This window comes from Niabella sp. CPT15-335-S11, assembly GCF_058792415.1.
In genome coordinates this window covers 830,799-844,909 of sequence record NZ_JBYTEI010000001.1, presented here as the reverse complement: position 1 = coordinate 844,909, position 14,111 = coordinate 830,799, and the positions used below count along the sequence as shown (strand labels likewise).

8 protein-coding genes are annotated in these 14,111 nt (G+C 48.3%); all 8 read right to left on the bottom strand.

Annotated elements, in window-relative coordinates; translation table 11 throughout:
- Positions 1–109: 109 nt before the first annotated feature.
- A complete protein-coding gene (locus AC3WS5_RS03455; RefSeq protein ID WP_492465818.1) occupies positions 110–2,374 on the bottom strand; it encodes a DUF2961 domain-containing protein in 2,265 nt (754 codons plus the stop codon).
- 348 nt (positions 2,375–2,722) lie between these two features.
- A complete protein-coding gene (locus AC3WS5_RS03450; protein ID WP_492465817.1) occupies positions 2,723–4,762 on the bottom strand; it encodes a glucosidase family protein in 2,040 nt (679 codons plus the stop codon).
- Between the two features lie 277 nt (positions 4,763–5,039).
- Entirely contained in the window at positions 5,040–6,464 is a 1,425-nt protein-coding gene (locus tag AC3WS5_RS03445) for an alpha-L-fucosidase (RefSeq protein ID WP_492465816.1), read from the bottom strand.
- A gap of 206 nt (positions 6,465–6,670) precedes the next feature.
- Positions 6,671–7,870, bottom strand: a complete 1,200-nt coding sequence (locus tag AC3WS5_RS03440) for a glycoside hydrolase family 88 protein (RefSeq protein WP_492465815.1) — start codon at positions 7,868–7,870, stop codon at positions 6,671–6,673.
- Positions 7,867–8,079, bottom strand: coding sequence for a hypothetical protein (locus AC3WS5_RS03435; protein ID WP_492465814.1), 213 nt, complete (start codon positions 8,077–8,079; stop codon positions 7,867–7,869). The genes AC3WS5_RS03440 and AC3WS5_RS03435 overlap by 4 nt, the downstream gene beginning before the upstream one ends.
- Positions 8,080–8,113: 34 nt before the next feature.
- Positions 8,114–9,292, bottom strand: a complete 1,179-nt coding sequence (locus tag AC3WS5_RS03430) for an alginate lyase family protein (protein ID WP_492465813.1) — start codon at positions 9,290–9,292, stop codon at positions 8,114–8,116.
- A gap of 8 nt (positions 9,293–9,300) precedes the next feature.
- Positions 9,301–11,445, bottom strand: a complete 2,145-nt coding sequence (locus AC3WS5_RS03425) for a glycoside hydrolase family 31 protein (protein ID WP_492465812.1) — start codon at positions 11,443–11,445, stop codon at positions 9,301–9,303.
- Positions 11,446–11,451: 6 nt separating this feature from the next.
- Positions 11,452–14,013, bottom strand: a complete 2,562-nt coding sequence (locus AC3WS5_RS03420) for a glycoside hydrolase family 95 protein (RefSeq protein WP_492465811.1) — start codon at positions 14,011–14,013, stop codon at positions 11,452–11,454.
- Between the last annotated feature and the right edge of the window lie 98 nt (positions 14,014–14,111).

Here is a 14,111-nt window from a genome sequence, read left to right as displayed (position 1 = left end):
ACGAGGGCGACATCTTTAAATAAGGTAACCTTCTTTACAGGTCCGTTCGTAATTCGTCATTGAACATTCGTAATTGAGACACTTGCGTCTGGAAGATCTCATCAACCCTTTACAACTCTTTAAACCGAGGCAAAATATAACTATACACCTTGTACCGCAATTCACTCCAGGCGCTTTTTTGCGGGAAGGGATAACCGGGGAATAATTCCTGCGTATCGGGAATGAAGCGGACGCCCACGTGCACTGCCGAGCGGCCTTTGGTTAGTTCAGCCTGAATCAAAAACTCATCGTCCCGGAACCTTCGGTTGGAAGTCTGGACAACCAACTTTCTTGGATCCAGTTCGCCACCGGGATTTGAATAGATACAGGTGTTTGAACCCGCCAGATACCAAATACCTACGCGTTCCCATTTAGCCTGTTCCCTGCCCTTGCCACCACTGGCATCGCTGATAAAGACCTCCGCGGTCTGATTAGGAAAACTATAATCGAGCGTCCTGCGCAATAAAGCGCCCTGGTTCGATGGATCCAACTTTACGGTGAACTCAGAAACACCCATTGTAAAACGGCCGGTTTCCTCGTGTGCCGGATAAACTTCTGCACCAGGTGTCCAGGCAGGTGTTCCCGAGGCGGCATTGTGTTTTTTCGGGAAACTATCAATACCCCACTCGTAGCGCGATAAGATCCTTTGCACCTCAGAAGCCTCAGGGGATTGGTAACGGTGGCTTTTCTCACTGGCCAGATCGCCGATATTCAAAGAGTCCGTCAGGATCAACGAAGCCGCTGGGAGACCGTACCAATAAGCCACCGACTCATAATGCTCAGTAGAGAGATTTTCGCCACCATGTTCAAATTGGATCTGAGCCCTGCGTCCAAAGGGCATCATATCTGCCAGCAAAAACCTGTAAGCAGATTGGATCAAATCTTTCTCATGGCGTACTTCATTCTTTTTTGGTGCGCCGCAAGGGTGACCTGCAAAGGGCAGTGTCATATTCCTGCCACCCCAGTAATCACCACCGCCGCCCCATTCCTCAGTACCTGTACCATAAGCCTGAGGGGTTTGACTATCATCAAAAAAGAACCGGGGGTCTCCCTCCAAAGTACCGAGGTAGGCATCATGTGAAAATATAAAGGAGGTGCCGACAAAACTGCCCGACCAGGCCGAATGTCCCTCCATACCGCGCGTGTCCAGGAAGACCATATCTTTCCCCGGCTCCGGCGTAGGGAAGTCTTTGTAAGTTGCATGGAAATAGCTGCTTTGATTGGGCAACATTCGCAGTGGCTCATATCGGATCTCAAAACCGATTTCTGTCTGATCAGGTTTTATACCCGTCAGTTCAAACCTGCCTTCTTTAAAAAACGGCATCGGGTAATAACAGGCCAGCTCCACTTGTTGCTTTTCATAATCAAAACGGATATTGATAGGAAAGCCTTTCACCAGGAACTCCTGCTGATCGCGGTTGTAGAGCGTCCCCGCGCCAAAGAACAGGCATAGGGGCGCATCAACCGAAGGATACTTGGCACCATCCCAGGTAATGCGCAATCCCACACGTTCCAGATCCAGCGCTTTTGCCAGCGGAAGCGTCAGTTTAAACGCTCGCACCGAACTGTTAGATGCCATGATCCTCGCCAGCGTTAAACTGCTTTTATTCAGTTTGACTTTCCCCGAAATCTTTTTAATATTTTGTGGGGCTATATCTGTTCCTGCGCGGCCAATCAATGCTAGCACATCCTGGTCAGGTACCTGGCTGATATCCCACGGACGGATAGGCCTCGACAGATTTTTTTCATTTCCAAACAGGTGATAGATATAATATCCGGTCCCGTAATGCGTGCGCGAGTAGGCAATGCGCATCGACTGACTGAAAGGAATCGGCGTCCAGATCAGGTCTGCCCCGCGCGTCGTAGCCCAGGTCCAGTTGAGCGGCTGCGGAAAAGCTTTCTCAGGGATAAAGGTTGTATTGGTTAGTTTCGTTTTTGCATTTACCGGATCCTCTGTACCATTTTCCCGGACAATATTATCTTTCCCATCTACTATAAAATGCCAGGGACTGCCATGCCAGTGATTCGCCCTGAAAAAATACAGGACACCGTTCCCTTTGACATCCAGCGAGACATTCTCATCTTCCTTACCGGCGAACAGAAAATGGCTTGCATCTGCACCCTCGTTCGCTCCCCTGCGATCATAGGTGCTTCGCATGTAAGCACGCATTCCCAATCGTTGTTGCGGCCATTTATCCCACATGCGGTAAGCGTCATAACCCACGGGGATTACAGGCTGATCAACCTGGGGCTGCTTTTTGGAAGTTTGCTGTGCATCACACAAAGAAGAGATTACCAAAGACGACAAAAGAAAAATGATCCGGATAGTAGACATAATCGTTATTACTTTTTTAGAATTATTTCCAGTGATGAATACCCGTTGCGGTATGGATAACCAAATATATCCATTTCTCTTTCAACAAAATCACCTGCGCAGTTCTTTATAGACCTGGCAAGTAGATTTTTGCAGTCGCAGACAATACCTCTAATAAATTTTTCTATTATTATCTAAAGTCTGCAACTGAGAGCCCTTTCATTTTTACAAAACTCCTTGCTCCTGGCTGATACGCAATGCCATCACCCAACAATTTTTAACGAAGCCCTTCCAACCCTCGAATTTGGTAAGTGCTAAGTCGATGCAAAAAAATGTTCGACTTTCAGCCAGACATTGATCCCCGGTCTTTTATAGTTTCACTGAAATAGTCTTCCCCGCTTTCGTGCGGTATGTCTTCGTGGCGTCATTTCTGATGATGCTGACCTCAACATCGGTCTTGTTGATGCGTTTCAGATCTAAATCAAAAACCGTTTCAAAAGCGTGAATATTTTTCAGCCGCATATAATTCCAACCTGCCGGCAGGTTGGGCGTCAAATTGAAAGACTTGAACCCGGTTGGCCGCATTCCCAAAACGCCTTCGGTAAAAATCCGGCAATACAAACCACTTTCGGCAGACAGATGCCGCTGGTTCCCCTCGGGGTAAGCTTCAACGGCATAAGGCACATGTTCACCCAGCAAACGCCGCTCGGAATAATATTTTAAAAAATGATATGCTTTCTCTGTCGCGCCCGCAGCAAAAGCACCACGTAAACCATAGAGCGTAGCCCTGTCCCAAAACGTATTATTTCCCGCCAGGCTCGCGAGGCCATCGGCTGTCCATAACCGCGGGGAAAACAGTGCGGCAATAGTTCCTTCTTTCCGGTCGAATATATCCATGACCAACGGCGTGGCGATCCAGGCACGCAGGGTATCATTTTCTTTGTAATATTTATAAGTCTTAAACCCTTCCACAGTGGCCCCGAAATATTTTTCGATATTCGCACGCATGGTCTTCGCTTCTTTTTCATAGGCGCTTATCTGTGAAGCCGGCTTGTTCAGCGACTTGCCCAGATAGGCTGCGGATACCAGTGCATCATAATACAGCGAGCTGGTGTTCAGGTTTGCGTTCCCTGCGGGGAAGCGGCCTTCGAGTTCATCTTTATTACTCCACACCACCCCCTCACTGTTGATCTTGCGCTTGCAGTACTCCAGGCACCATTCAATCAAAGGCCATAAAACCCTGGCCGAATCTGCATTACCATAAGCCAGCGCGAACCTCGATGCCCCGTACGCGATCATCGCCATGTCGCCGCGATCTCCAGCTCCCTGCCAGGTGCCCCTTCCCTCGTTGATGATAGAACTGGGAATTGGTTTGTATGCCGGGTTCATGTAATCGGCAAATAAGCGGTAGGCATTCATGGAGGATTTCAGACCGAGGTCATCGCCGAGAAAAGCGAAAAACGGGTTGATGTATTCGGCCTGGTCATTGGCCCAAATAGCCGCGTAATACCTGAGACCTCCTGGACCATGCATCAACCCGCCCCGGGTATTGTAGATGCTTTCTGTACCCCTGATCTTTGCAAATGCAAACATCGTATTGATCACCGGATCAGGTGTTTCCAGTCGGAGTAATGAAAGTATTTGAGAAACCCTGTTTTGTCTCGCGGTTTCTTCCCCCGAAATATTTGCGGCTACAAAGTCAGCGGGATTATCAACGGCCTGATAACTGATGCCAAACACGACGGAATCGCCAGGGTTAAGTGTTTTCAAACCATCATTGACTGTGGACATTATAAATTTATGTGGCCCATCACTTACCCTTTCGGGGGCGGGTCTCACTTCTCGGCGCATGTACTCCATTTCAACTTTTATGGGCTTGGCTCCCTCATTCACGAATACCATTTGTTCTATAGCCAGCGGCTTATCCACCGATGGAAAAAAGAAGTGTTTTAACTTCAGCTTCTCATCTGTACCCAGCAGGCTGACAATCTCCATGATGCCCTTGTGGTTGATGTACTGCGTCTTCTCGGGCATTGACTGCATAACAGTAGCGTTATAGACTCCCGCTTTATACAACCGGTCGTTGATCAGGATCCTGGGTAAGTTGTTATCATCGATGCTGTACGTCATGTGCGCTATGGTTGTGGCAGGTAGCAACCTGAATGTGGGGAACACGAACGTGCGAATGTAAGAAGGCGTCCTGTTTGCATCCACGGCATATTGCATCCATAAAGCAACTTTTTGTCCCGCCATTTCAATATGGTCTTCATGCGGCAGGGTACCGTTCATGTTCCACTGAATGCTGCCGTCGGGTTGTATTGCCCATCTGGCGGTCAGGCTGCCCGACGCCTGCGCGTATGAAACAGACCCGATAACGGATAATGTCACTAACAATAGAAAATATTTCATTCGTTTATTTTTAGTTCACCGCCTTGGGCAGTCAATGACTTTGTCGAATGCCTGCCCGAACGTACCGTTCGGTACGCCCGTCCGCCGCGGCGGACGATTCGAGTGGGGGCGGGGAACTTCGCATTTAAATTCGCCTGTGTGAAAATAATTTTTCATGCTTCGTTTCATGTGTTAATTTTTTTGTTTTGTGATGATCAATTAGTTTTCTTGAAGCCTTTGATGAGGGTATCGTTAACTAATCTTGCACCGGGCTTAGAGATATTGTAAGACAAGCGTGTTAATCCAGCGCCCCGCTTTTCATTCTCTTACTACCCTGAACATTTATATTAGCCACTCGTCCAACGACCTGAACCTGCACAACAGACGCGATCTTGTCCGGCGCCGTAGCTGGCAGTTCAAGAACGAGGTCTGAGCCGCTTTTCCTTCCTTTCAGCGCTTTATTATTAGCGAGTAATTTCGCGCTGATCAACTTGTTACCTAATCCGGGTACGACCAGTTTACCATCTGCCGGCCAATCGAAGACAAACAAGTTCAGCATAGTGTTCTTACCCGATTCTTTCACCGTGCAACGACCCCAGGGCAGATCTGCCAGTGGGCTAGCCATGGTACCATACACGGCCACACTATTTACCTTCATCCATTTACCAATCTCTTTTAACCGTTCAATACTTTCGATGGGCATGGTGCCGTCGTCCTTTGGTCCGATATTCAGCAGATAGTTTCCTCCCTTGGAAGCAATATCCACCAGGTTGTGGATCAGCGTTTCCGTAGATTTCCAGTTATGATCCCAGCTCTTATATCCCCAGCTTCCGTTCATCGTCATGCAGGTTTCCCAATCGGTACCATCCAGCTCTGCCTGGGTTGGGATTTTTTGTTCAGGTGTTTTTGTATCGCCGGGAAAATTGGGGCGCTTCAACCGGTCGTTTGTGATGATGCGGGGTTGCAACTTCAGCACGGCCTGCAATTTCTGAGCGGCTTCATCCGTCATATTCGTCGGCGTATCCCACCACAGCACAGCAATATCCCCGTAATTACTCAATATTTCTTTTACCTGAGGTACTGATACATCATCAATATATTGATCAAAGGTTTTGGTTTCCTGCAACGGGTCCCAATGACCTTTATGCGCGGCGGTATAGGCATCTATTTTCGTAGAGTCGGGGTTGGGCCAGCCTTCCCTCATTTCCTTTCTGGCCACCGATCCACCCGGGTTATTCCAGTCCTGAGCCTGCGAGTAATAAAAACCAAGTTTCATCCCATATTTCCTGCAGGCTTCTGCGAGGGGTTTAAGCAGGTCCTTACCATACGCCGTTGCGTCAGCAACATTCCACTTGCTCGCATTGGATTTGAAGAGCGCAAAACCGTCATGGTGTTTGGAAGTGATGATGATGTATTTCATACCTGCTTCTTTTGCCAGCCTCACCCAGGCGTCCGGATCATACTTCACTGGGTTGAATGATTTTGCGCGATCCTGGTATTCCAGCACAGGTATCTTGCAACGGTTCATGATCCATTCAGCGCCGCCCCGGGCCTGCTCATGCCCGTGATATACGCCGCCCCATTGGGAATAAACGCCCCAGTGAATGAACATGCCGAAACGTGCGGCGCGCCACCATTCCATGCGTGCATCCTTGCTTAAAGGCTGTGCATTTGCTGTGCTGATCAGGAGGCAAACTAATGCCAAAGACAGTAATTTCTTCATCGTTATTTATTTTATTTTTTTAAGAAATCTGTTTTCTACTTTTTTCTGGCACCCACTCCTGCGCATTTAACGGGTGAACCATTGATGGCTTTTCATTGAACTGATCAGCTCCAATATCCCATTTTCCTTTATGCTTTCATTTACGGAATCAACCAATAACGATTTCTTTTAGAACAAGTTAGGCACATCCAGTTTTACCTGCAAACTCAAAAGAGTTTCTTTCCCTCACTCAGCTTCTTCATTCGCAGCAAGGCCTCCAGGTAATAATAATCCGCATAATTCAACGGTACATCCACTTCACTATTTGCGGGTTTGGATCCGGTGCTGTGCAACAGGATAAAACCATAGTCTGAGCCAATCGGCGCCCGGTAATGATTGGTCAGATTCGTCAGCATCTTAACCGCTATATCTTTATACATCTTGCCATTCTTGCTGTATGTACTTAACTCAAAGAGCGATGAAGCGATGATGGCTGCCGCCGAGGCGTCCCTCGGCTCATTGGGTATCCCTGGCGCGTTAAAGTCCCAATACGGAATCAGATCAGCCGGCAGGTTGGGGTGATGGAGAATGAATCCGGCAATGTTCTCTGCCAATTTCAAATAAGCCGGATTTTTGGTTTCGCGATAGCACATCGTGAACCCATATAATCCCCAGGCCTGTCCGCGCGCCCAGGCAGATTCATCGGAATATCCCTGGTGGGTTGTCTTCTTATTGATCTTTCCGGCCCGCGTTGTGTCATAATCCACCACGTGCCAGGAGCTGAAATCTTTACGGAAATGATTTTGCATGGTCTTGTTAGCGTGACTCACAGCTATATCATAAAACTTTCTGTCGCCGGTCAGCTTCGATGCCTCAAACAGCAGTTCCAGGTTCATCATGTTATCGATGATCACCGGAAAGTCCCAATTCTGTTTGTTGTGATCCCATGAACGGATCACGCCGGCAGTAGCGTTAAACCGCCCGCTTAGCGTTTTTGCTGCTAGTATCATCACTTCGCGGTAGTGCGGGTCTTTTGTGAGCCTGTAGCCGTTCCCAAAACTGTTGTTGATCTTGAAGCCCATATCGTGGGTGGTCCCATTATATTTTTCCTTCTCGATATAATTTGTAAACTGTCGGGCTATTTGTTTCCAATTTTCTTTTTTCGTATATTCATAGATAAACCATAACTCACCGGCAAAAAAGCCGCTGGTCCAGTCACCCGATTTGACGAGTTTCAACTGGTTATTTTCGATCGTTCTCGGCGCGACCAGCTCAGGTTTCCTATCCCTGATCTTCTCAACTTCGCCAAGCATGACGCTCGTTTGTTTTTCAACGTCCCCGAATATTTTCGGGAGAAACAGCTTCTGTGCGCCCGCGGTCGTGGTCAGCCACGAGGCCAACACAATGAGAGAGATTTGTCTAATCATAATCGTTTATTTAAACCTATTGTCTGATCAATTGGATTTCTAATAATTTCATGAGTTCCTTCCCACCAACCGCTCACCGCTTCATCAATTACTTTCTGATCACGCTGCTGCGCCCGGTTGTACATATCCTTATTCTCATCACCTCTTGTCTGAGCTGATGCACTGGTAACTAACATACAAATCAACGCTATGCCAATTATTCTCTTCATCTAATCATGATTTTCACTCAATAATCGACGAGCATTATTGCCCGATCCATAACAAAGGATTTCGTATCGGCAGGTTCCTGATGACTTCTTCCACCTCCGGAAACTGATTGAGACCTTTCCAGGTAGTAAACCAATTCAAATTATTATATGCCACAGCACCGAATACCAGCGCTGGCTGAGCTACCGGCCATTCGTTCCAATACATCACATCCTGTTTAAAGGGCCACTTGCTTTTATTTTCGATATAGGGATATAAGAACTCAATACCTTTCTTTAAAGAACGCCCATCGGACAACTGAAAAGTCCAGAGGTTATCCTTTGAGCTGGACAAGATCTGGGCCAGGGTTGTCATGGCGTCCAGGTTAAACAAAGAATAGCCGTAGGGTTTGGTTCTGCCCAATTCCCGCGGGAAACTCCCATCCACCGCTATTTGGTTGGGCAGCAGTACCGTTTTGAACCTGTCCCTGCAGAAATTCATCACCTTTTGGTTACCTGTAAACTTTGCGAAACAGGCCACCTGCATAGCCCAACAAGTCGCGTGATTGTTAGTGGCGTTCATTTCGTCTTTGCCATAGGGATGGGTGGTGAGCCAATCTACAAAACTGGCAAACCACTGTTTAACGCCGGCCAGGGTTTTCCGGTCCATGGTGCGGGCTTTCTCCATCACAGTCAGACCCTGCACCACTTCCATGAAATGAATCGCGTCAATGATACCAACGCCTCGCCCAGTCACTCTCCCTTTGATTGCCTGGGCATAAAGAAGGTTTGGATTCATCATGGTTGCGGTATCCGTAAACCAGGCCCTGCAATGTTGTAGGGCTTTACCCACGTATTTTTCATTACCAGTGACCCTGTAAGCAGAGGCCAGGGTGCCCACGATCCGGCTCAGACGGATCATAGCGTGCCGATGGGCTACAAAATTATTGGGGTTGGTCATGCCATCGCGCTGGATATAGGGGCTATCCGGACTCGTCGGGTTTGGCCACCAGTAATCACCCTCACTGTAAAAATCATGTTTGCCGCCAGCGCTACGTGAACAGGTTTGCGCCGTTACCGTCACAGGCTTTTCGCTCATCGCTCTTTCCGCCCACGCCACTACCGCTTTTCCCAGAACTCCCTTAATGGACTGGTAATAATTGAGACGCGCTTTGCCTTGCTGTGCATGAGCACTTACCAACAAAAACACAGACAAAATTGTAAATCCGACTTTCATACTACCAATTATTTTTGTGCACTCATAAATTTCCAGGAGATCTTACCATAAGAATTCAGTTCCTTTTTATGTGGCGCCTCGATGCTGCCTTTCAAATTTCCTTTTCTGTCTTTTTCCACTTTGATGGCCCGCCAGTCGAACTGACCTTTTTCATAATTCAACGTCTCGCCATCATCATCATACAGCCTATAAGTTCCTGGTTTATCACCATAAACCCTGATTTCCAGATCCACTTTCTCACCGGCCTTTGGTGCATGTAACACAGCAGGCATCATGGGAATGATACCACCATCTTTGACATAAACCGGAATCTTATCCAGGCCCGGTGTTACCGTAATGATCTCACCGCTTCCAGCATATGCGCCTGTATAAAAATCATACCATTTGCCTTTAGGAAGGATGACTTTACGGGTTGTTTGTCCCGCAAAAACCGGCGCCACAAGGAGGTACTCACCCGCCATGTACTGGTCTTTCGCTTCTTTGGTAGTCGCTTCCAGGTACGGGTTGTCTTCGAGATTATTTTTAATTGTGCCGCTGACGTTCATCTCGTAACCGCTTTCCAAACTCATTCCGCGAAAAACGGGTGTTCCCTCAAAATGATATTTGGCAAATTCGGAATACCAATAGGGCATCATTCTCATTCGGAGCAGCGACAATTCCTTCACCTGATCGGCCACTTCGGGATACGACCCGGGTTTGGTGCCACTGGACCAGGCATTGATCATGGCCATCGGCGAAAAGATCACCGTTTGAAAGCGGCGCAGCCATTCCTCAGCAGACTTTGACGCCCTGACTTCCGGAGTCCATAATACGCCAATATAACCGCTGTTAATCAGCGCCGTTATAAAATCTTCATGATTATAATAATCGTTATACAACACATAAGGGAAGGCACTGGCGCCAGCATTGGATCCCCTGACTAAACCATAGGTCCTGCGATTGTGTTGCCTGAACATATCCAGACTATAACGCATGGCCAGCACCGCATAGGTTTGCCGCATTTGCTCCCCGTCCAAACCGGATGGAAAAGTTGCCATATCCGGCCACAGGTAATAATCATAGCCATCCACCTCATCAATCTTGTACCCGCTTACGCCAGGGTCCACCTGATCCTTTTTCAATTGCCCGAAGAAAATATTTCTTGCTTCTGGCAAATTGAAATCCGGAACTTCACCCACCCACACGGTATGTGAACCAGTATATGGTTTGATTTGATGATAGAAAGAAGCCGATTTTGACACATAGGGATTGATCCATAAATTTAAGCGGATGTTTTTGTCGAGCATTTCCTTTACAAATTGTGCAGGTTGCGGGTAGCGTGATTTATCCCATTCGAAAGTTCCCGGGTAGGCGCGACTTTGCCATCCGGGTTCCAGGCCGATATAATCCAGGGGATAACCCTTCAACCTGAATGAATCAGCTTCCGCTTTCACCTGGTCGGAAGTAAACAATGACCTTACACGCTGGGTGAATCCCAGTCCCCACCGGGGCGGGAGGACGCCACCGCCATTAAACAGGTTAAATCTCCGAACTGCATTCAGGGCCGTCGGGCCTGCAAACACGTACACTTCGACGCCTGCTGCCGGTACCAGGATCTCCACGGCGTCGGAATAAGGCCGGGAGCTCCAGGTCTTATCTGTATTCCGGTCCTTTTCAACCGGCGGGTGCTTACTGTCTTTCCGGACGGCAGTACCCGCATAAACAGTGATATACCTGGCTGAATTAATAAACACACCATAGCCCGAGGTGGATACATAAAAAGGAACCGGCGCGTGGGTCCGGCCGTTATCCTTTCCACCGTAGTGGTCCATGTGCAATTGCAGAATTTTACCCCGCTGATGTACCGTTTGAAAATTCAATCCCAATCCAAAAAGTTGTTCTCCTTTAATCAAAGGGAAACGCAGGGCTGTTTTCCCTCCCTGAATCGAACCAACGATATCCGCACGGTCCAGCGGAAAGGTTGCCTGTCCCATCTTTTCCAGGGCATCACGGTTTGGCTGTGCACCTGAAGCGCTTAGCAGGTTGTAAGACTCCGGCGCTCCGGCCACTCCTTTCCAAACACCTGGCGCGACCTGCTGCCAGGACAGTTCCTGCGCATAAGACTTCATAAATATTCCCAACAGGACAAACGACAAAAACACTCTGTATAACATAACTGATTATAATGGAATGATGGTATAAGTTTTATCTTTCTTTGTATTGAAATTCAGCGTGTAACCCTTCACCCGCGAGATCTCCGGCAGGCTTTCTTTGTTGTTATTCTGAAATTTGACCTGACCGTAATGCGTCAATAAACGATTCAAGGCTTCCCCTTTTGAAACCATCGAACCTGTTTCCACAACCTTCACCGGTTGCAGGGTGTGAATTCGACATGGGCCGCCAAGGACGGAATATATACTCGCTTTCTTTAATTTATTTTTCTCCCATTCCAGATCAATGGTGAAATTCCCGCGGGCCTTTATCCCTTTGATGGCGCCCTGCGTCCATACAGTGGGCAATGCCGGCAACAGGAAGATATAGCCTTCATGGCTTTGCATCAGCATTTCCGTAATGCCTGCCGTAGCACCAAAATTACCATCGATCTGAAAAGGCGGATGCGCATCGAATAAATTGGGATACGTTCCTCCTCCGCCCATGGTTGCCCTTTGCTCCCGCGGATCGATATACGTAAAGGCGTCGCTAAGTATTTTGTAGGCATGATCACCGTCACGCAAACGTGCCCACCAGTTTACTTTCCAGGCCATGGACCAGCCTGTGCTGACGTCGCCTCTGAAGAAAAGCGATTTTTTTGCTGCCGCAGCCAGGTCGGGGGTCTCACTCAGGGTAATCTGACTACCGGGGTATAACCCGAACAAATGCGACAGATGCCGGTGCTTGTCCTTCGGATCATCCCAGTCTTTAAACCACTCCTGCAACTGACCATGCTGTCCAATATGATAGGGATACAGTTTTTCTTTCGCATTCTCTAGCGAACGGACAAAAGCCGCATCCGTCCCAAGAACCTTGCCGGCCTTGATCACCGCGGTAAACAATTCCCGGATAATAGACATATCCATGGTGCTGGCCATCGTAAGCTGATATTCTTTCCCGTCAATTTTGATGGTATTCTCCGGCGAAGTCGAAGGATTAGTAACCAGGTAACCCGAAACAGGATTTTTTACCAGCCATTGCAACAAGAAGTTGGCAGCCCCCCGCATCAGCGGATAGGCTGTATCCTTCAAAAAAGAAAAATTCCCTGTATAGAGATAATGTTCCCACAAATGCGTGCTGAACCAACCACTCGCCATCGGCCAGCAGGACCAGCGGGGCTGGGCCGACGGATCGTTCCAGCCTTTGCCACCGGGTGGTGATGTTTTTGCCCAGATATCTGAATTATGATGAGCCGTCCAACCGCCTTCGATGCCATAATTCACTTTTGCTGTGACTGCTCCGTTAACAGCCAATTCTCTCATGAAATCAAAAAGCGGCTGATGGCATTCCGACAGATTGGTATTCTCGGCCGGCCAGTAATTCATTTCTGTATTGATGTTGGTGGTGTAGTTACTTCCCCAGGGTGGTTGCACATGATCATTCCATATCCCCTGAAGGTTGGTAGGCCTGGAACCCGGCCGGGAAGCGGCGATCATCAGGTAACGGCCAAACTGATAGTAAAGGGTCTGCAGACCAAAGTCATCCGGACTTTTTGCAAAAGCGCGCAGGCGGGTATCGGTTGGCAGAAATTGATTTTTGGAATCGGACGCAATTTGAAAATGTACCCGATTAAACAGTTGCTGATAATCGCGAATATGATTATCTCTGAGTTGCTGATACGTTTTTACCGAAACTGCCTGCATGTTGCGGCTGGCCTCTGCATGAGGGTCCTTACCATCGAACCCGGGCGAACGGTTGAATCCATTGAAACTTGTGGCATTCGTAAGATACAGCGTAACTTCATTGGCGCCGGAAATTTCCAACGTATTGTTCTTTATGTTCACAGTTCCGCCTGATGCCACAGCTTTAAGCTGCACTTCGAAATTTGTTCCCTCCCCCTTCCAGTCGTCATAGACAATTTGCTGCGGTTCATAAGCGCGGTTAGCTACAAATTTTGGGGCCTTGCCTTTCAGCACCAGCATGTTTTTTCCAGCTCCTGAAGTCACGAATTTTAATTTGCTGGTCAGGGACAGAGATGCATGGATCGCGTTTTTTTTATTGGTCGTGATGCGTACCACCATCACCCGGTCGGGGTAGCTGATAAAGGTTTCCCGCTTGTAACTCACGCCATTTAGTATGTAGGTAACGGTGCTGATAGCCCGGCTGATGTCCAGATCCCTGTAATAATTGCTGGCAACGGTGTCCGTCACCTTCAGTTTCAACCAGAGATCGGCCATTGGCAGGTAGCGGGCCGAATATGGGCCATGCATGCCCTTCCAGACAACTGCCGCACTATCATAGAGGCCCTCGAATATTAGTTTTCTAACCCTCTCAAGGATAGCCGGACCGCCCGGTGTATTTCCGGGGATGGGGTACCCCGACCAAAGGGTATTGTCATTCAGTTGGAATCGCTCTGTCGCAACACCGCCGAAAACCATCGCGCCGGTTTTTACATTCCCTAATGGCAGTGCTTCCTCCCAGGCTTTCGCCGGTTGCTGATACCACAAGGTCAGGTTCCGGGATCCTGAGCCAGACTGTCCGAACACATTATAAACAATTAGCATGCAAATTGCAAGCAGGCTCATTTTCATTCTTACAGGTTTAAAAATACAACAGGAAGCTGTCCCACTTTAGCGCTGTTCCCGTCAGCCAGGTACGGTAGCCCGTTCTTTTAGGTCGCTGCGTACAG

Coding starts and splice junctions, on each gene's coding strand:
- AC3WS5_RS03450 (WP_492465817.1), bottom strand. CDS start 4,762: ATGAAATATTTTCTATTGTTAGTGACATTATCCGTTATCGGGTCTGTT.
- AC3WS5_RS03430 (WP_492465813.1), bottom strand. CDS start 9,292: ATGAAAGTCGGATTTACAATTTTGTCTGTGTTTTTGTTGGTAAGTGCT.
- AC3WS5_RS03455 (WP_492465818.1), bottom strand. CDS start 2,374: ATGTCTACTATCCGGATCATTTTTCTTTTGTCGTCTTTGGTAATCTCT.
- AC3WS5_RS03435 (WP_492465814.1), bottom strand. CDS start 8,079: ATGAAGAGAATAATTGGCATAGCGTTGATTTGTATGTTAGTTACCAGT.
- AC3WS5_RS03425 (WP_492465812.1), bottom strand. CDS start 11,445: ATGTTATACAGAGTGTTTTTGTCGTTTGTCCTGTTGGGAATATTTATG.
- AC3WS5_RS03440 (WP_492465815.1), bottom strand. CDS start 7,870: ATGATTAGACAAATCTCTCTCATTGTGTTGGCCTCGTGGCTGACCACG.
- AC3WS5_RS03420 (WP_492465811.1), bottom strand. CDS start 14,013: ATGAAAATGAGCCTGCTTGCAATTTGCATGCTAATTGTTTATAATGTG.
- AC3WS5_RS03445 (WP_492465816.1), bottom strand. CDS start 6,464: ATGAAGAAATTACTGTCTTTGGCATTAGTTTGCCTCCTGATCAGCACA.